The 19643-nt window shown below is 36.9% G+C and carries 16 protein-coding genes and 3 tRNA genes; 3 read left to right on the top strand and 16 right to left on the bottom strand.

Annotated features, from left to right (window positions below; translation table 11 throughout):
• Positions 1–108: 108 nt before the first annotated feature.
• The 7 genes from porN to AC59HC_RS02975 all read right to left on the bottom strand — a co-directional run bounded on the left by porN (position 109) and on the right by AC59HC_RS02975 (position 9311).
• On the bottom strand, positions 109–1047 hold the full coding sequence (gene porN, locus AC59HC_RS03005; protein WP_110009508.1) for a type IX secretion system ring subunit PorN/GldN: 939 nt from the start codon (positions 1045–1047) through the stop codon (positions 109–111).
• 22 nt (positions 1048–1069) lie between these two features.
• Positions 1070–2662 carry a type IX secretion system motor protein PorM/GldM gene (porM, locus tag AC59HC_RS03000; protein WP_202843440.1) on the bottom strand — a complete coding sequence of 531 codons (1593 nt, stop codon included), beginning with the start codon at positions 2660–2662 and terminating at the stop codon, positions 1070–1072.
• Between the two features lie 51 nt (positions 2663–2713).
• Complete coding sequence (gene porL, locus AC59HC_RS02995) at positions 2714–3406, bottom strand: type IX secretion system motor protein PorL/GldL (RefSeq protein ID WP_110009510.1); 693 nt, start codon at positions 3404–3406, stop codon at positions 2714–2716.
• 56 nt (positions 3407–3462) lie between these two features.
• On the bottom strand, positions 3463–4884 hold the full coding sequence (porK, locus tag AC59HC_RS02990; RefSeq protein ID WP_110009511.1) for a T9SS ring complex lipoprotein PorK/GldK: 1422 nt from the start codon (positions 4882–4884) through the stop codon (positions 3463–3465).
• 108 nt (positions 4885–4992) lie between these two features.
• The gene (gene glmS / locus AC59HC_RS02985) at positions 4993–6846 is read right to left on the bottom strand and encodes a glutamine--fructose-6-phosphate transaminase (isomerizing) (RefSeq protein WP_110009512.1); all 1854 of its coding nucleotides are present in this window, start codon (positions 6844–6846) and stop codon (positions 4993–4995) included.
• A gap of 30 nt (positions 6847–6876) precedes the next feature.
• Positions 6877–8526: a DUF4270 family protein gene (locus tag AC59HC_RS02980; protein ID WP_496557977.1), complete on the bottom strand. Its 1650-nt coding sequence runs from the start codon at positions 8524–8526 to the stop codon at positions 6877–6879.
• Positions 8527–8540: 14 nt separating this feature from the next.
• Entirely contained in the window at positions 8541–9311 is a 771-nt protein-coding gene (locus tag AC59HC_RS02975; RefSeq protein WP_411414302.1) for a glycogen/starch synthase, read from the bottom strand.
• A 170-nt stretch (positions 9312–9481) separates the two neighbouring features.
• On the opposite strand from AC59HC_RS02975, the gene panC reads away from it, so the two are divergent.
• A complete protein-coding gene (gene panC, locus AC59HC_RS02970) occupies positions 9482–10330 on the top strand; it encodes a pantoate--beta-alanine ligase (RefSeq protein ID WP_330745365.1) in 849 nt (282 codons plus the stop codon).
• A 183-nt stretch (positions 10331–10513) separates the two neighbouring features.
• Here the strand turns inward: panC and AC59HC_RS02965 are convergent.
• The 3 genes from AC59HC_RS02965 to AC59HC_RS02955 form a co-directional block, all read right to left on the bottom strand.
• Positions 10514–10586 (bottom strand) — tRNA-Lys (locus AC59HC_RS02965).
• A gap of 55 nt (positions 10587–10641) precedes the next feature.
• Positions 10642–10724 (bottom strand) — tRNA-Leu (locus AC59HC_RS02960).
• A gap of 35 nt (positions 10725–10759) precedes the next feature.
• Positions 10760–10832: transfer RNA gene (locus AC59HC_RS02955), tRNA-Lys, on the bottom strand.
• Between the two features lie 115 nt (positions 10833–10947).
• Between AC59HC_RS02955 and AC59HC_RS02950 the strand changes: the two genes are divergently transcribed.
• Positions 10948–11463: a shikimate kinase gene (locus AC59HC_RS02950; protein WP_047428102.1), complete on the top strand. Its 516-nt coding sequence runs from the start codon at positions 10948–10950 to the stop codon at positions 11461–11463.
• A 19-nt stretch (positions 11464–11482) separates the two neighbouring features.
• Here the strand turns inward: AC59HC_RS02950 and AC59HC_RS02945 are convergent, their stop codons facing one another.
• Entirely contained in the window at positions 11483–11920 is a 438-nt protein-coding gene (locus AC59HC_RS02945; protein ID WP_110009516.1) for an RNA-binding S4 domain-containing protein, read from the bottom strand.
• A 55-nt stretch (positions 11921–11975) separates the two neighbouring features.
• Between AC59HC_RS02945 and AC59HC_RS02940 the strand changes: the two genes are divergently transcribed.
• Entirely contained in the window at positions 11976–12743 is a 768-nt protein-coding gene (locus AC59HC_RS02940; protein ID WP_411414303.1) for a hypothetical protein, read from the top strand.
• Between the two features lie 64 nt (positions 12744–12807).
• On the opposite strand, the gene AC59HC_RS02935 is transcribed toward AC59HC_RS02940, so the two are convergent.
• The 5 genes from AC59HC_RS02935 to AC59HC_RS02915 all read right to left on the bottom strand — a co-directional run bounded on the left by AC59HC_RS02935 (position 12808) and on the right by AC59HC_RS02915 (position 19561).
• Positions 12808–14325 (bottom strand): FMN-binding glutamate synthase family protein, encoded by a 1518-nt coding sequence (locus AC59HC_RS02935; protein WP_496557976.1) that lies wholly within the window; start codon positions 14323–14325, stop codon positions 12808–12810.
• 54 nt (positions 14326–14379) lie between these two features.
• Positions 14380–15726, bottom strand: coding sequence for a tRNA (N(6)-L-threonylcarbamoyladenosine(37)-C(2))-methylthiotransferase MtaB (gene mtaB / locus AC59HC_RS02930; RefSeq protein WP_202843462.1), 1347 nt, complete (start codon positions 15724–15726; stop codon positions 14380–14382).
• A 66-nt stretch (positions 15727–15792) separates the two neighbouring features.
• Positions 15793–16383, bottom strand: a complete 591-nt coding sequence (locus AC59HC_RS02925) for a DUF1572 family protein (protein ID WP_202843464.1) — start codon at positions 16381–16383, stop codon at positions 15793–15795.
• Between the two features lie 84 nt (positions 16384–16467).
• On the bottom strand, positions 16468–18570 hold the full coding sequence (locus tag AC59HC_RS02920; protein WP_411414305.1) for an FIDD domain-containing protein: 2103 nt from the start codon (positions 18568–18570) through the stop codon (positions 16468–16470).
• Between the two features lie 193 nt (positions 18571–18763).
• Positions 18764–19561, bottom strand: a complete 798-nt coding sequence (locus AC59HC_RS02915; RefSeq protein ID WP_202843467.1) for a hypothetical protein — start codon at positions 19559–19561, stop codon at positions 18764–18766.
• Positions 19562–19643 lie beyond the last annotated feature (82 nt).

The following is a 19643-nucleotide window of genomic DNA, read 5'->3' as shown; positions in this document are numbered from 1 at the left end:
TGTGATCGCCTGTGTCATTGGTTATTGTTCGGTATAAACAAAGGGCGATTTTATCATAAAAAAACCTGAGTAAAAATACTCAGGTTTTCTATAAATATCAAGTGAAATTTAGTAATTCCACATATCATTTTCCATGTCAAGAATCTGTGCTTTGATTCTGTCGCTTTCTTCCAGCTGCTCTTCAGCATTTCTAGGAATATAGTCTTTGATAGTACCATCTCCTAAACCGCTTGAAGATTTGTAGATAATAGAAGAGAACCTTCTTGCATTGATGACATCATCGAAAGATAAGTCAGCAGAAGAATTTTTTCTATTGAAAACATAGTTGTTTGCTAAAATATCACGAGCACTTGGATAGTAAATCCAGAACAAATCGATCAGTTCATCAGCACCAGCTAAAGGTTGACCATCAGGACCAATTCTTCCAACAGATGTCGGATCCGGACCCATAGCTGCGATACCAAGCGGTCTGTATTTCATCTGACCATCTCTTTTATCGATAAACCACATACCCATCACTTTAAGAACTTTTACTTTATCAGTAGTTGTTCTGATGATATCTGTTAATCTTTTCTTCTCGTCTTCTGTAAGTGTTCTTCCAGAGTTAAGGATATCGATAGCTTCTTCGTCAAGTCTTACACTTTCCAATCTTTTCTGAATGGCTTCCGGTGAAAGTCTGGTAACGAAGTTTTCGTCATCATAAACTTCTTTGATGTCACCTTTAAGGGCTCCATCAAGTAATAATTGATATAATGATCTTGTAGAGCTGGAAAGAAGACCATCCGGATTGTCATAATAAAACGGCTGGTTGATCTTATCATTCATATCAATGATTTCCCAAACAAACATACTTTTGTAAATATCCTTGTCATCAACGAAACCATATTCAAGAGGCTTTACTTTATTGCTGATAACAGTATCCCCTGCTTTTCTCATTGACTCAGCTCTCATTTGTCTGAATTCCTCAGGAGAAGCAGCATTCAGAATAGTCTGGGAAAAAGCGAATCCCGAAACTAAAACTAAAAGGGTGCTAATATATTTTTTCATAATATGATTTTACAAATTAACCTTATTGAACATTAATAATTACAGGTGAAATTTCCTTAAGTCTCTGGTTACCCAATCCTGTAGCCGTAGCCTGAATATCATAAATCTGAACTACATCACCAGGTCTAAGGTTTCTAAGCATACCTTCTGCTCCTGATAGTGAGCTACCTTGAATCAGAGTACCTGCTTTTCCTGGAAGCTTAATAATAAAGCTATTAACAGTGAATGAAACAGGGAAGTCAAAGTCTGGTAAAGTAGCAGAAACAATCTGGTTAGGAATAGAACCTACCGGCATAAAGTTTACAGCTTTACCTCTGATCTGACCTTGTGGTCTAGGGATATTCTTAATTCTATATTCAAATACCTGAGAAACTGTTTTACCATATGGATCTGTTCCTGATAATGTTAACTTCACTACATTTCCTGTTGTAGGAGTAACATTCCATTTACCCTGACCTGTACTCTTCACAGTAGCTCCTGCTGCAGATAATGAAAGTTTAGAATTGTCAGCACCTAAGATTGATCCTGAAACAGGGTTCTCAAGTCCTCTATACATTACATTCATCTTATCGGCAGAAAGTAATAATCCTTTTTCAAGTTTTACTTCTCTTGGTCCTGCAATTACATTATAAGTATGTGTCCAAGGGAAAGACTGAGGTTTCCCTGAAGCATCTGTTAATGTAATCGTACCTCCTAATTTATGTTCGCCAATTCCAGAACCTGAAATTTGCATAACACCTTTACCGTTTTCTACTCTGCTTACTCCAGAGATGCTGATCTTGTTACTGTTAGAATAAGTTCCCAGCATTACTTTTACTTCAGCCTGTTTTCCTGCCTGGATATCTACCGGACCTGAAACAATAGGCTCATAGCTTGAGAATTTGATATTTGCATCTACTTTTTCCTGAAGTAATAGTGCCAATGCATCAGACTGAACGTTTCTGGCATCATTTTGGATAATTTCCAAATTAGATATCGCAGCGATTAGCGGCTGATGGTAAAATTTATTCTGAAACCAGGTCTTTTCATTGGGAGATGTTCCTTTAGGATACTCCGCAATAAGAGACTTATTGGCTCTTGCTACTAAATCCTGTAACTGGGCATTGCTTCCGAAAGTAGCATTGATGTAGTTTCTTACATCATCAATTTTAGCTTTCAGATCCAGTGCATTCTTTGATGGAGTATTTTCATCTCCTTCCTTAAAGAAATATTCAGTAGTAGCTTCGTTGTTGTTCAATGCAGCAAAGTTTTCACTTACATCAATATCTTTTCCTGTTTTAGGATCCTTATCGTGAAACTCAGATTGTTTTTTCAATAGATCTTTAACATCCTGAGCAGATTTCACCAACGCATCAATTTTGGTTTTCAATACTTTGTACTGAGCCCAAGGCTGTGCGTAAGTATCAGGAACTTGCTGAGCTTTAGCTTCCAACGTTCTCTCAAAGATCTTCTCGTTCTTTCTTTCTGTTAAAGTTCTGGTTTCATTTAATGCTCTGGTAGAGTCATAGTATGATCTGATGATTTCTGCATCAATATTTAGGGCCATCATCGCGATGAACACCAAATACATCAGGTTGATCATCTTCTGACGAGGGGTCTGTTTTCCTTGTGCCATTCTCTTTTCTTTGTTTTTTGATTAAGTAGTTAATTTAGAAATGGTTAGGAATTAAGACTTCATAGCAGTTAGCATACCACCATAAACTCTATTTAAGTTATTAAGATTAGATGTTAAACCTTGTAGCTCTTGGTTGAATTTCTCAGATTGCTCTGCAGATTTCTGCATATCAGCAACATACTTGTTAGCAAATTCAGATTGTCTCTTACCGCTTTCAAGCTGCATTGCATAAAGTGCATTCATACTTTCCATATGCTGAGCTGCTTTATTCAACTGGTCGTTATATTTATGAGTAGAAGCAGATACGTCAACAGTCTGATTAATCTGATCAACAGAGTTTGAGAATTTATCAATTCCTGTTCTTAATCTTTCAAATAATTGAACGTCTAATCTGGCATCTTCAAGCATTTTATCCAATTTGCTGGAAAGAGAGTTTTCCAATTCAGCAAATTGAGCGCTTGTATTTTTAGTTGTTACATTAGAATGTAAAGGATTTGGATTCGCATGTTTATCTAATAACTCAGGATAAACATTTTCCCAGGCATAAGACTCTTCAGTTTTTGGAGGGTCAAATGCAAAGATGATAAAGATAATAGCCTCAGTAATAAGTCCTACAGTAAGCGCGATGTTACCATTAATAGGTCCTAAGGTAATGTGAGTAATTTTAAGCCAAGCTCCAAGAATTACAATTGCAGCACCGAATGAATAAAAGAAATTCATCCAAGCATCTTTAGTCTTAAACATATTGAGTTAGTTTTTTTAATGTTAAATAAAATTGTTATTGAAAATTGTCTGATTAGTTATCTGTTAACTCTTCTTGGTTTAACGGCTGCTTCAGGAATGTCCTGTACAGTTCTGAATCCGATATAGCTTCTTGCGGAATCTTTTCTTTCCCAATCTCTCGCACCTGTCATCAGTGCATATCCTATATCTTTCCAAGATCCACCTCTTACGGATTTCTTCGTATCCTTTTTATCCTTAGTAGAAGGATTTAATGTAGAAGTGAATCCAGCTGAAGAGTTGTTAAAAGAAGATAATGTCCATTCAGAAACGTTTCCAGCCATATCAAATAACCCAAACCCATTTTTCTTAAATTTCTTAACTGGAGCTGTATATGTATAAGTACCTTTTTTCTCGTCTTCCATGTAGTTACCTCTCTTAGGCTTGAAGTTGGCAAGGTAGCAACCTCTGTCATCCATTAAATATGGACCACCCCAAGGGTAAGTAGCATTTTGCATACCACCTCTGGCAGCATATTCCCATTCAGTTTCTGTTGGAAGACGGAATACTAATGGTTTTTGTTTTTTTCTTTTTAAACTTTCGTTGTAATCTGATTTCAATTTAGATCTGAAGTTACAATAAGCCCTTGCCTGATCCCAGGTAACCCCGACAACAGGATAGTCTTTATAAGCCTTGTGCCAGAAATACTGTTCAAACAATGGCTCATTGTAAGCAAAGTGGAAATCTTTTACCCAAACTGTAGTATCAGGATAGATCGCGATACTTTCACTTTTCAGGTAGTTAGCTCCTCTTTCGTTATCTGCAACAGCAGCGTCCATATCTCCCCAACGGTAAGTATATTTCAGCTTACTTACATCTAAAATTCTTTCGTTTCCAATTCTTGAAGAAGAAGGCAGATACATAGATTCTAAAACTTCTGCGTATTCTACATCCGGATATTTTGATGTGCTCCAGTGTAAAGGGATTTTCCAATCTAATCTTTTGCTGGCATCATAGCTTCCGTCTTCACGGCCGCCCTGGCCTTCCATATATTCTTGATAAGGTGTTAAATTTTCTTCTTTTTTAGCAAGGTATGCGTAATCTCCTATGCTTGCTCCTTTACGTCCACCTTCGTCACCACCTTCTCCGGCAGCTTCAGCTAGTAAAGTTCTTGCGATAGAGTCTCTTACATAATTGATAAATACTCTGTACTCCGCATTGGTAGTTTCTGCTTCATCCATGAAGAAAGAAGAAACAGTAACTGTCTTCAATGATGCTTTTTCAGGTGTATTCGTCGGATCCTGGTCTGCTAAACCAGCAACAAACGAACCTGCAGGAATTGCGACCATTCCGTATGGTCTTTCCGCAACAAATGATTTAGTTTTTTCTCTTGGTATCAATTCTCCTTTTGTTCCTGGCTTCCCTACAGAAGAGCTGCCACCACCTGAACAAGATACCGATGCTACCGACGCAGACAATAATAAAAGAAATATCCTTTTCATGTTAATTTTTATAATTAAGCCGTAAATATATAATTTTTTTAAGAAACTTTTAAGATTTTTTTTGAAATAACGGAAGAAATCTAAATTTATTTTATTTACAACAACTTTTTATTCCACGGTAACAGATTTTGCAAGGTTTCTCGGTTGATCTACGTTGGCTCCTCTATATACTGCAATATAATAAGCAAGCAGTTGAAGAGGTACGGAAGCAACGATTGGAGAGAAACATTCTGAAGTTTCAGGGATTTCGATAACATAATCTGCCATTTCGCTCACCTGACGGTCTCCTTTATTCACTACAGCGATAATTTTTCCTTTTCTCGCTTTAATTTCCTGAACGTTACTTACAATTTTATCATAGTGACCTTTTCTAGGTGCTATAATTACAATCGGCATGTTTTCGTCGATCAGGGCAATCGGACCGTGCTTCATTTCTGCAGCCGGGTATCCTTCTGCATGGATATAAGAAATTTCTTTTAATTTTAAGGCTCCTTCCAGGGCTGCAGGATAATTGTATCCTCTTCCCAGGTAAAGGAAATTGGTAGCTTTCACAAAATCTTTTGCAATATTCTGCGTAAGCTCATGAGTGGTATTGAGCACATCTTCAATTTTCTTAGGAATAGCATCAAGCTCAGCAATTAAGCTCATAAATTCTGCGTTTCCTAAGTTTCCGTTGTGTTTTCCTAATTTAAAGGCAATTAAAGTAAGAATGGTAAGCTGTGCTGTAAATGCTTTGGTAGAAGCAACCCCGATTTCCGGGCCAGCATGGGTATACGAACCTGCATCTGTAATTCTTGCTATAGAAGAATCTACAACATTACATATACCATATATAAATGCACCTTTTTCTTTTGCTAATTTTAAAGCAGCCATTGTATCAGCAGTTTCTCCGGACTGAGAAATAGCAATTACCACATCTTTATCTGTAATGATCGGGTTTCTGTATCTGAACTCTGATGCATATTCTACTTCAACAGGGATTCTTGCATATTCTTCAATCAGATATTCTCCGATAAGACCCGCATGCCATGAAGTACCGCAGGCAATGATAATAATCCTGTTGGCGTTTTTGAATTTCTCAACATGATCCCAGATTCCTGCCATTTTAATAACTCCTTCATCTACAAGAAGTCTACCTCTCATTGTATCGTGTACAGATTTAGGCTGCTCGAAGATTTCTTTAAGCATGAAATGCTCGTAACCCCCTTTTTCAATCTGTTCAAGACTTAATTTAAGCTCCTGAATTTCAGGCTCAATTTTAGAGTTTTCATTGATGGTTCTGATATCTACTCCGTTTTCAAGAGAGATCGTTGCCATATGTCCTTCTTCAAGATAAATAGCTTCTTTTGTAAATTCCACGAATGGAGAAGCATCAGAAGCGATAAAATATTCTTTATCACCGATTCCGATTGCAAGAGGAGAACCTAATCTTCCTACGACCAATACCCCTGGATAATCTTCATGAAGTACAGTGATGGCATATGCTCCATATACTTCATTCAATGCATATCTCACTGCTGTAGGGAAATCAATTTCAGGATTAAGATCCATAAAATACTGGATAAGGTTTACCAATACTTCAGTATCTGTCTCTGATTTGAAAGTGAATCCTTTTTCAGTAAGCATTGTTTTAATAGTATCATAGTTTTCAATAATACCATTGTGTACAATTGCAATTTTACCGTTGTTTGACAAGTGCGGATGGGAGTTTCTGTCACTTGGAACTCCATGGGTTGCCCAACGGGTGTGTCCCATTCCAATTTTAGACTTTCCTTTTAGCTCTTTGGAAATATTCACCAAATCCTCCACTTTACCTTTTGTTTTTTCTACTTCCAGCTTGTTATCTGAACCTTCTAAAACAATTCCGGCACTGTCATACCCTCTATATTCCAATCTTCTAAGACCATTAATTACAATTTCATAAGCGTCTTGAAATCCTGTATATCCTACTATTCCGCACATATTTTATTTTGTATAGTGTTGTTTGTTGTTCTATTTTTTCGTTCCGTAAGTCACCAATAACTGGATTCTCTTCGGATTCGTATTGGTTTTATCTACTCCTGTAAGAATAATTCTGTTCATATCAAATGCTCTTGTTGTATTACGAACTCCTAAAAGGGTTCCTGTAGCATTGGCAGCAAATGTTCCTGCACTGATTATTAAAGGTTTATTAACAACCAGCTGTTCAACTCCATCTACTGTTTCTTTCTTCCCTTCTACAAGATCCTTAACTGTTTTTGTTACGACAAAATCATAATAACCTGGTTCAGGTTTATCTTTAAAATAATATAATCCAAGCCCGTTGGTAAGATCTGAAGTAAACGCCAGTTTTTTGTAGTCAATTTTACCACCAGCATCTAATGTATTGGTTAAAAGTGAAAATCTGCGGTCTTCAGTAGAACCTGTATTTTTCCACGTTGCAGCATCAAGATAGATTCTGATTTTAGCACTTACAATACCTGCTTTATCTTTAACAAAAATATCCTTAAGCTTTGCAATCGTCTCATCTTTAATCTTAACTACCACAGATGGTCCTCCCATTCCCTGAACAAAAAGTCTTTCATCTCCTTCACTAGGGTTACTTGCAGCCAATGCAGCCGCAACAGATGATCCGGATCTGCTGTATTCATACAGCCCGAGATGCGCATTAGAACCTCCTAAGTTGAAATTAAGGGTTGTCTGCGGTCTTGTTGTTGTTCCGTTCTCTGTTTTATCATATTTATAATACATGATAAGCTGCAAATCATTAGGAGAGAACTGGTAAAGATATTTATCCGTTTCATCTACAGAAATTTTTATTCCTTTAAAATATCTGATGAAGTTGGAAGCATCCTGAAGCTCAGGTTTTCCTTTTTTATCAAGAATATGAGTCTGGAAAAAGTCTGTATTACTCAACTTCATTCTGAATCCTAAGTTTCCGGTAAATACAACTGAGTTGTCAGATTTTTTAGTGATAGATGTAGAATTGATAGTACCGTCAAATACTCCTGATCCTAACAGTTCACCAGTACTTATTGTTTTATTGGAACGTTTGAAACTGTCATCATTTGCATCTATGAACGTGGTTACTTCATGTACATTGATTTTCATTGATTTTGAACCTGCTGTTTTACCGTATTTACGAACAGGGTACATTTTCTTTTCAATGGAAACCGCTGTAGCAACTCCATCTACCGGGAAATCAGTTTTCTCAAATGTTTTTGTTTTTAATGAATCGCCTTCAAAGAAGTAGGTATTCGCAGCAGTATTTGCAGGTGGTCTCACTACAAGAACTACAGAATCTACTTTTGGATTCGCTCCGTTAAAATCATAATTATCTACCGGCATTCTCAGCTGAGTAACATAAGAAGCTTTCTGCATTCCAAACTGGTTTTCAGTAAATGCTCCAAGAACACCTACATAGGAAGCCGAACCAGATTCGCTCACCGCACTGATCAGTCTGGCAGCATCACTTCTGATTGAATCGTTGTTACTATAATTGTATGCGATAACGGGATATGCAATTTCATTACCTTGTGCTGCATCATCATTAAACAACTGCTCACCAAGAGAATCCGGATCCGGTTCACAGTTATGAAGGAATGTACTTCCGAAAAACGCCATCAAAAGTATGGCGAAGGTCCTTTTAAGATTATGAGTCATTAAAAATGTGTTTTTTAATAAAGTTGATTTATTGAATCTATGTCCAGATACTCTGATTTTTGGGTAGCAGTTTCATTGAAAGCTTTATCCAGATCTTCATCCAGAAACTCGTCACCTTTCACAACGGCATCTACATAGTTCATACTTTCGATAACAAAACTTTTAATCGTTGGGTTATCTAACGCTTTTAATCCTGAAATATTATCAAACTGTAGTTTATCGTCAATCTTTTTATCCAGGTCGGCATCTTTCTCATTGTAAAGAGAAAGTATAATTTTCGCGTCTTTGAAATAAGTATCTGATTCGTAGTACGTTTTAAGATAAATTGGAACAAAAGAAGACATCCATCCATTTAAATGGATAACATCCGGCACCCAGTTTAGTTTCTTAATGGTTTCAATAACTCCTCTGGCAAAGAAAATAGCTCTTTCGTCGTTGTCTTCAAAAGGGTTTCCTTCATCGTCGAAATAATATTGTTTTCTTTTGAAGTATTCTTCATTGTCAATAAAGTAAACCTGAAGTCTTTCCCCCGGAAGAGACGCTACTTTAATGATCAGAGGCTGATCCAGATCATTGATAATAATATTCATCCCTGAAAGACGGATTACTTCATGAAGCTGGAATTTTCTCTCACTTATTTGTCCAAATCTTGGCATAAAAACTCTTACATCATTGCCTTCTTGGTGCATCTTAAGTGCCATTTTGTTTACCACTGCAGCCATATTTGTATCTTCCTGATATGGATACATCTCTGTAGTAATGTACAGTATTTTTTGATTCGGCATAAACTTTCTATCTAATTTTTGTAAAAATGCTTTAATGTGCAAAATTACAAAAAAACATCCAACATTATTTTAATTAACATTTTTTTACGAAAATTCCCTTTTCAAATTATTAAAACCACATATTATTATGCGATATTTTTAGTATTTTTGAAATAGTATTAAAATAAACTATGGAAGTTCTAAAAAACAGAAAAGTCCTTCAGGATTTCATTGAAAGACAGAAAGAAATGGGAAAAAGAATTGGCTTTGCCCCTACCATGGGTGCCCTGCACAAAGGCCATCTTTCTCTGTATGAAGAGGCAAGAAAGGAAAATGATCTTGTTATTTCTTCGATTTTTGTAAATCCAACTCAATTTAACAATCCTGAAGATCTGGAAAAATATCCAAGAGATGTCAACAGAGATATATTGATTCTTCAGAATTCTGGTCTTGTAGATGCAGTTTATATTCCGGAGGTAGCAGATATTTATCCTGAGAAAGCCGAAAGCCAGCGATATGATTTTGACGGACTGGAAAATGAGATGGAAGGTAAATCAAGACCAGGCCATTTTGACGGCGTAGGAACTGTTGTGGAAGAACTTTTCAGACAGGTAAAGCCTGATAATGCTTATTTTGGTGAAAAAGATTTCCAGCAGCTTGCTATTATTAAAAAAATGGTAGAGAAAAAGCATCTTCCTGTTAAAATAACCGGAGTTCCTATTTACAGGGCAGAAAACGGACTGGCGCTAAGCTCAAGAAATCAAAGGCTTCATGAAGACCGGAGAGAAGCTTCTAAAGTAATTTATGAGACTTTAAAAAAAGTAAACGACTGGTTCAGAACTGTTACGATTCCGGAAATCAAGGAAAGAGTAGCTGATATTTTTGATGACCAGCAGGGAATGAAACTGGAATATTTCCTGATTGCTGATGAAAAAACATTACAGGAGACTGATTTTTTCTATAAAGACAGAAGTTTCAGAGCATTTATTGTAGTGGTAGTAGATGGTGTAAGATTAATTGACAATATGCATCTGGATTAATCTTTCCAGATTTAAATACCAGATCCCTGACTTAGGTCGGGGATTTTTTTATTGAATAAAGTAAGGCAAACATTATTTTACAACCTTGATGCATACAAAAATCAAAGGCCTCCTGAAGGAAGCCTTTGAAACACCAAATCACAAAATATTAATATGAAAAAAATTTACTTTTCAGTAAACTTGTGACCCGGCTGGGATTCGAACCCAGGACCCATACATTAAAAGTGTATTGCTCTACCAGCTGAGCTACCGAGTCGGCCACAATTAAAATGAAATAAATTTCAATATTAATTATAAAATTTTCTTTGCAGTGCCTGCGACTGGACTCGAACCAGCACATCCTTAGGAAACCACCCCCTCAAGATGGCGTGTCTACCAATTTCACCACGCAGGCAATAAAATCACAAATTAAGTAATTATTATTGCTAGTGACCCGGCTGGGATTCGAACCCAGGACCCATACATTAAAAGTGTATTGCTCTACCAGCTGAGCTACCGAGTCGGCCACTTGTGCAACAAGTTTTCATTTAAGTAATGTCCCTTGTTTTAAGTGGTGCAAAGATATGACTTTTTTCTTTATCTCAAAACTTTTTCGCAAATTTGTTTAAAAAAAATTCATGGTAATTTCATTGATCGGATACATGGGAAGTGGCAAATCGCACATTTCCAAAATATTAAGCGAAAAAATCGATTTTAAATTAATTGACCTCGATAAAGAGATTTCCAGAAGAAATAAATTAACCATCCCCGAAATTTTCGAGAAAAAGGGAGAGATTTACTTTAGAAAACTGGAAAGGGAGGCACTTGAAGAGATATTGGCTTCTGAAGAAAATGTAGTTTTAAGTCTTGGCGGAGGAACCCCGGTGTATTATAATAACATGGAGATCATCAATCACAACTCCAAGAGCGTTTTTTTAAGAACCGGAGTGGGAACACTGGTGGAAAGACTTTCAAAGCAGAAAGAAAAAAGGCCACTGATTGCCAATATATCAGATGAAGACCTGCCGGAATTTATTGCCAAACATTTATTTGAAAGAAATCAGTTTTACAGCAAAGCACAATTCACTGTCGGGACAGATTCCAGAGAACCGGAAGACATCGTTAACGAAATAATAGAAAAGCTCTATCTCTAGAGCTTTTTTACTTTTTATATTAATCTTCATCCTCACCTTCACTGCCGGTCTCTCCGAAGAAATCATCCCAGTCTGTAAAATCGGAGTCGATATCATTGCCTACATATTCATCCATTTCTCTTCTGTCTTTTTTGGTAGGCCTTCCCTCTCCTTTGTTTCTGTAATAGTCCTGTGACATTTTACGAAGTTTCAGCAATTCGTATTGTTCTTTGTCTGTGACGTCCTGAATGTGAAGAGGTACCAGCTTGGCTCCAATTCTGCTTTTGGGGATCTGAATTACCTTTATTTTATAATCAATCTGATTCTTACGGATTTTGATCGTATCTCCTTCTTTTACCTCTTTAGACGACTTTACGGCAGACGTTCCTATAGAAACTCTGTTTTTTTTAATCTCCTCTGCTGCAATACTTCTCGTCTTATAAAAACGAATGCTCCATAAAAATTTATCTATTCTCATATTTTTTTATACTTTTGCCGTTATATTATTTGTAAAGTAATTAAAGTTTTTTGAAATGAAAAAAATATTTTTATATATCCTTGCAGGATCTTTGTGTTTTTCTGCTTGTAAGAAAGATGATGATGTATCAACCTATGTAGAGCCGGAAGATGTTGCTACGCAAAACACGTATGATGATCAGGCCATTAAGAAGTTCATGGATGAGAATTATCTGGATGCACAGGGTAATATAAAAGCTTTCAGTTCTACAGATACTGCGGATGATACTGAAAAGAAGCTGTCTGAACTGAGTCCCATAACACTGCCTTCAGGAACTATCTACATTATGAGAGACGGAGCTCAGCCACCAGCTGCCTCTGCAAAAACCATTGGAGATACTGATATTATTAAAATCATGGGAAGAGCATACTCTTACCTGGCGGTTAATTCTGACGGAAACACTTCATTTACATCAAAAACCGCTTTTTTAAATACTATTGACGGAACAGGTGTTCCTGTTATTGACCCTACATATTATTATGTAAAAAAATCAATACTGGATGCTGGTACAACTGATGCTGCAAAAAAAGCAAAATATTATCAAATCCCTGGGTTCAGAGAAGCTTTACAGAAGTTCAAAGCATACAATAATCTTTCCAGCGAGGCACCTTACAACCTACAGGGAGTAATCATTGTTCCTTCCAGAGCTGCTTTTGCAAGAAACCCTCATTATCCATATTTAAACATGTCTTACAGAAACAGGACTTTTGTATTCAACTTTCAGATTTATGGAAGAGAGGACAGACCTGATAGTGATAAACAGACAACAGAACAACAACAATAAAAAATATTCATACAATAAAAAAACACCGCATAAATGGCGGTGTTTTTGTTATATGTAATGTTGATTACGATCTTGCTTTCTGTTTTACATTTCCTAAAATATCCGGGAAATAAAGATCTGCAAGGTGGTCAAACTCATCTCCTCTCATAAACATGGTGGCGTCTACTTCTTCATAAGAACTTCTTCCTGCAGCCGCAATGAGTTCATTGCAGGTGTGAAGTGTATTTTTATGGAAGTGATACACTCTTTCTGCCTTATCTGTTACATCGAGTCCTTTAATAAGCATTTTATCCTGTGTAGCAACTCCTGTAGGACAATTGTTGGAGTTACATCTCAGGGCCTGGATACATCCCAAAGAGAACATAAATCCTCTGGCATTGTTACACATATCGGCTCCCATGGCAATGGCTCTCAGAATATCAAGACTGGTAAGAACTTTACCACTGGCAATCACTCTTAATTTACTTCTCAGGTTATAGTTATTAAGCGTTCTGTTCACAAAGATCAAAGCAGGTTCCAACGGCATCCCTACTCCATCTGAAAACTCCGGTGGTGCAGCTCCTGTTCCTCCTTCTGCACCATCTATGGTAATGAAATCAGGATAAATTTTCAATACATTCATCTGTACACAGATATCTTCAAATTCTTTGGTATCACCGATACAAAGTTTAAAACCAATTGGCTTTCCTCCTGAAAGTTCTCTTAACTGCTGTACAAACCTCAGCAATCCGGCAGCATCAGAAAAAGCGCTATGGGATGGTGGTGAAATAACAGTCATTCCCGGTGTGACATGACGAATCGCTGCAATTTCCGGTGTATTTTTTACTCCCGGAAGCACTCCTCCGTGTCCTGGTTTTGCTCCCTGTGATAATTTGATTTCAATCATTTTAACATTAGGAAGCGTGGAATATTTTGTAAATAATTCAGGGTTGAATTTCCCTTCCTCGTCACGGCATCCGAAATATCCTGTTCCGATCTGCCAGCAAAGATCTCCTCCTTCCAGGTGATAAGGTGAAATTCCTCCTTCCCCTGTATTATGATAGAAGTTTCCTTTTTTGGCTCCTCTGTTCAGTGAGATCTGTGCTCTGTCACTCAAGGCCCCGAAACTCATTGCTGAGATGTTAAATAAAGAAGCATGATAAGGCTGTGTACATTGTTCTCCTCCAACCCATACTCTCGGAAGTTCTTCTGATGGTGATTTTGCATAAATAGAATGCTTGATCCCTTCATACTTTCTGTGATTTACTTCCAGCTGCGTACCAAAAGCTACCGTATCACTTAAATTTTTTGCACGTCTGTATACTGCAGAACGCTGGTTTCTTGGAAATGGTTTCCCATCTGTTTCCCTTTCAATAAAGTATTGTTGCATTTCGGGTGAAATACTTTCGAAAAAATACCTGAAGTATCCCAATACAGGAAAGTTCCTCAAAATAGCATGTTTCGATTGGTAAGCATTGTAAACACCCAATGCATAAATTGCGGATAACAGCGTAGGTATCCAATAATGCGCTCTGATCAGTATTGCTACAATCCATGTAGCAGCTACTAATACAATTCCCCAAGATAAAAACTTATCTCTCATGAATGTAGTATTTAAAAGTTTAAAAATAAATTTAGTAGAATTTTTGCAAAGAGCCTATGCTTTTGCTAAAAAATTTTGGTAAGAAGATTGCACAGAAACCGTGCCATCTGACAGGATTTTTTCTAAATTTAGAAATTCAATTTGATTGATGGATGCAGGATCAAAGTCTTTCTGGACTCTCACATAGTTTTCTGTGAAGCCGAACATTTTCCCGTCTTTATTTTCGTGCTCCCAAAGAACAGGCAGCGTTTTTCCCAATTGGGTCTGATAAAATGCCATTTTCTTCTTTTCAGAAAGAATTCTCAGCATTTTATTACGTTTTTTTCTTTCTGCTACGGGAACTACTCCGTCCATAGCTGCAGCTTCCGTATTTTCTCTTTCAGAATAGGTAAATACGTGAAGGTAAGTGATAGGAAGTTCATTAAGGAAATTATAGGTTTCCATAAATCTTTCTTCTGTTTCTCCCGGGAATCCTACAATAACATCTACTCCGATAGCCGCATCAGGCATTACCTCGCGGATCTTGTTCACTCTGTCATTATACAGTTTGGTCAGGTAACGACGTTTCATCCTTTTCAAAAGATCATCGCTTCCGGATTGTAACGGGATGTGAAAATGCGGAACAAAGCTTTTGCTTTTAGAAACCAGTTCAATACTTTCATCTTTCAAAAGATTGGGTTCAATAGAAGAGATACGGATTCTTTCTATTCCTTCTACCTTATCCAGTTCTGAAATAAGATCAAGGAAAGTATGCTCGTGTTTTTTATTTCCAAATTCTCCTTTACCATAATCACCGATATTCACCCCTGTAAGAACAATTTCTTTGATATCTTTCGCAGCGATCTCCGTGGCATTTCTAAGAACATTTTCGATGGTATCAGAACGTGAAATTCCTCTTGCTAACGGAATGGTACAGTAGGTACATTTATAATCACAGCCGTCTTGTACTTTCAGGAAAGCTCTGGTTCTGTCCCCAATAGAATAACTTCCGATAAAGAAATCGGTTTCTTCAATTTCACATGAATGCACTACGCCTTCATTCTCAGATTTCTCCAAATCATCAAGGTAGCTCAGAATATTGAATTTTTCTTTTGCTCCTAAAACCAGGTCCACTCCTTCAATCTGTGAAATTTCTTCAGGTTTTAGCTGTGCATAGCATCCTACAATAACGACCAGTCCTTCCGGATTGGCTTTCATTGCTCTTTTCACGTGAAGTTTACATTCACGGTCAGCATTTTCTGTCACGGAACATGTATTGATAACATACACATTCGCTTTTTCATCAAAGCTTACCTTATCATAACCTGCATCTGTTAATTGACGGGCAATAGTAGATGTTTCTGCAAAGTTTAATTTGCAGCCCAGTGTATGAAACGCGGCAGTTCTGTGAAAAGTAGACATTTGTTACTCCTGAATTTTATGGGTGCAAAGATAGTAATTTTAATAAGAACTCAAGATTGATTCAATCTATTGTTTATATTCATCTCTTACATCGGGGCTGTTTTGAAAGCAGACGGGCGACGAATTGGAAGCTGTATCCTGACCTGAAAATTTGGTTTTCATTTCTGTATTAAATTCCTGAGATCGGTTTCTGGCAATTGAAAGTGTACTCCAGTCTTCATTTTTTATCATTTTAGCAATATAAACAATCTGTCCGATGTGGTAAGGATAGTGAGCCAATTGACGAAGAACGGCATCAATAACAGGATGTGCTTCTCCTCTGATGTACGTTGTGGAATAGAGATTCTCCTCGTTTATTTTATCAAGAGCATCAAAAAAGCATTCCCAACCCTGTTCCCAAAAATCAAGAACCTGTTGTTTAGTAGTAAATGTATTGACAAATTCTCCGTCACGGTTACGCCAGGATTTCTCACCATCTTCGGTAAGGAAATTAGTCCATCGTGAAAGCATATTTCCTGCAAGATGTTTCACAATCACAGCAATAGAATTACTTTCTTCATTATACTGCCAGAACATCTGGTCATCTGTTAACTGTTCAAAGGTTTTATCACCAAGAGATTTATAGTATTCAAAACGTTTTACAAACAGGTCTTTCATTCTTTCTATTTTATTTCCTAATTTAATAATTTTTAAAACTAAAAACCACCTCAATTGAAGTGGTTTTTTCTATCTGTTTTATTATTATTCTCTGTTTTTCACCAGAACCCAGCCTGTATATTTAATGGCCGTATTCTTTTTATCATTTTCATTCCATGTGATAGAATACCAGTATGTCCCTGTAGGTACTCTTCTTCCACCCTGGGTTCCATCCCATTTGTAGCCGTTGGATCGGTCTGCCTGGAAAATTTTATTTCCATAACGATCGAAAACATTCATGATCAGATTTTGTTTGTTGGCAAGGGCTGAATAGTCGATCACATCATTTATTCCATCTGCATTAGGGGTTATCACATTAATCAAATTAGGTACAACGATTCCAATTTCTATCGGATCACAATCATAGGCATCTTTTACATATACTTTATGATCTCCTCTGGAAAGGTTATTGAAAACATTGGAATCCTGCCAGATGATATTATCTATTGAATATTTATAAGCCGGAGTTCCACCTATTACGGATACTGTGATTGTATTGTTCGAAATATCAATCCCGGAAACAACCGGCTGCTCGGAAGGAAGCACTTTTACCGTTTGTGTCGTCACACATTCTCCTGTTTTAAGTTTTACCCAATATACTCCTATTCCTGCTTTAATGCTTTGCGTAGTAGCTCCTGTACTCCACTCGTAGCTTTTAAATCCGGGTCCTGCATCCAGCGTAGTCTGGTCTTCTGCACAAATTGTCACATCTTTGAGCTTATCAGAATATACAGGCGGAATAACGATTAAAGTAACTTTAGCCACATTATAACAACCCTGAGCATTAGAAACTCTTATATACACAAAGCCATTAGGTGCAATGTAGTTATTGGGATTCAGGATTTCATTGGTCTGGTTAACAGCATCTGTCAATGAAGGATAATATTTTTTTGTCGGATTAGTTTGACCAGTTACTGAAGCATTGACAAGATTGAAAGAAGCGGTGGCTGGACTGGATTCGATGAAGCATGATCTCAAAGTCGTTTCATTTACGACTACAACGGGATAAAATTTCAACGTAATCTGTGCCACTGCAGTACAGCCAAATTCTGATATTACCTTTACGTAAATAACTCCTTCTGCAGAGACAAATGCCATTGGGTTGGTAATCTCATTGGTTCCGGCATTGAGATCCGCCATTGTAGGATAATATTTCTTAGTAACATTAGGGTTTGCAATAACATCTGCTGTGGTTAAATCAAATAAAGCTGTCCCTGCATTATTATTGTTACACTGGGTCAAAGTTGCGTTTGTTGCTGTGATAGAACCATTTTTAAATTTAAATGTTCCAACCTGCTTACATTTGTTGAGCGGATTAGATGCATTGGCCGGATCGGTATAATTGATACTGTAATAATAGACCGTTGTTGTATTGACTGTAATAGGAACTGTAATAGGGTTATTCCCCGTTAAGGCATCATTCTGGCTCAGATGATAACTTACCCCAAAGTTTTGATTTCCATTAAGAATTCCTGAGGATAATGTAGAAAAATCAAATAAAGCTGTTGCAGAACATATGACAACTTCTCTTGGGTCAGCAGGATTGGCAGCCGGAATTCCGGGAGGATTAAATGGCTGGGTCTGAATAGCCGGATCGGTAAATGGTGAAGCCAGTGTTGCAGTTCCTCCCCACGTTAAAGAAAACGGTGCTGTAGTGGAACTGGTACTGCTCACCCAGTTGTCAATAAACAAGTAATAGGTTTGCCCTGGTAAAACATCAAGATATCTGCAATAAGGAGTCAGAGAGCCTCCTGCAGCGCTTAAAAGTGTGCTTGTCATATTCAATCCTGTAGCAGGACCTGGTCCGATAACTGTTGCAGCATTACAACGGATTGGTGATCCTAAACTTCCACAGGTTACATTAGGACCAAAAATCGCCCAGTCATAATCGGCATCCGGATTATTCGGGACAAGGTCGAAGGTAAGTGTACCTCCTGTAGCGATTGTAATTTTATACCAGATTGAGTTGTGTTCTCCCGTAAAATCTATACAGCTCCCGGAATTGACCAGTTCCTTTATGTTACCATATCCGGTAGGACTATACGTGATATTTGAGTTTCCGCAAACGGAAAGTGCAGTAGCACAGTCAGCCTGGGCATAGAAAGTATGAGAGAGACAAAGAAGTATGAAAAGTAAAAGTTTCCTCATAGATTTAATGTTTTTATGGTTATATCAGTTACACATTGCATTGATAATCAACACACATCAAATATAACCTTATTTTAATTAAAAACAATAAAATCTAAACAATTTTAAACTATTACAAATTAAAACATAGAATAATTTAAAATAATCTACATTATATCAAATTATACAGCAAATAATCAAATACACATCCTATTTATTTTATACTTGTAATATTTCCACAAAGATTTTCCAGGTGAAATATTTTATGGAAAGGGCTTTTTACTTCTTTCAAATGTTCCTTATCCTGAATGAAGGTATATCTTGAGGCAATAGAATTCATATCGGAAACAATCACCAGCCAGCATTCATCTACTGACGTATCATAATAAGGGAATTTTTCGTTCTTCTTTTCAATAAGTTCCAGAATCTTTTCGGAGCACAGTTCATCAAACAGATTCATGCTGTACTCATGGGTTATGAATACATTTCTGCGATGGAAAGATTTTCTCAGACTTTTTACACAGCCTACAGCCTTATTTTTTTTAATGCTTTTATAAATACTGATAACGTTTTCCTGTTGTATTTCCAGATTATCAAATTTGGTTGCCGGGTGGAATTCTAAAAAATAAACACCACGATATTTCGTAGTGTCTTCCTGTTCTAATAATATTTCTGCCTGACGGAACATCTTGTTTAAAGTGCTTTCCACTTTTTTCATTTCCAGATGGTTGATTACTTCGGTCAGTTCTATTCCGATTTTTTTGTCGTTCAGTTTGGCGATAAAGTCCGGACTCTCGCAGGTAAGGTTTTCAAATTTCACTTCGGGAAAATGATGCATAAAAGAGTTGAGAAGAAGAATCTCGGATTTCTTTCTGTATTTTTCACGGTCGTGCAGCGGAGATTCGTCTATGGTACGGTGATACTTCTCTATGGGCTTTTTTTTCAAATGCCTGTTCAGGTAATATAAACTCAGATTCTTGATCAGATCTTCATCAGAAAATGTCTTTTTCATGTGTGATTTTTTTATTTAAATTAAAGAACACATGCAGCCATTGGCTTTCATCATTAAAAGTTTTTGATAATCAAAAATTTAC

Source organism: Chryseobacterium sp. DZ-32 (genome assembly GCF_059587025.1).
Note: the sequence above shows the minus strand (reverse complement) of the source record. Positions and strands in the feature narration are given on the sequence as shown.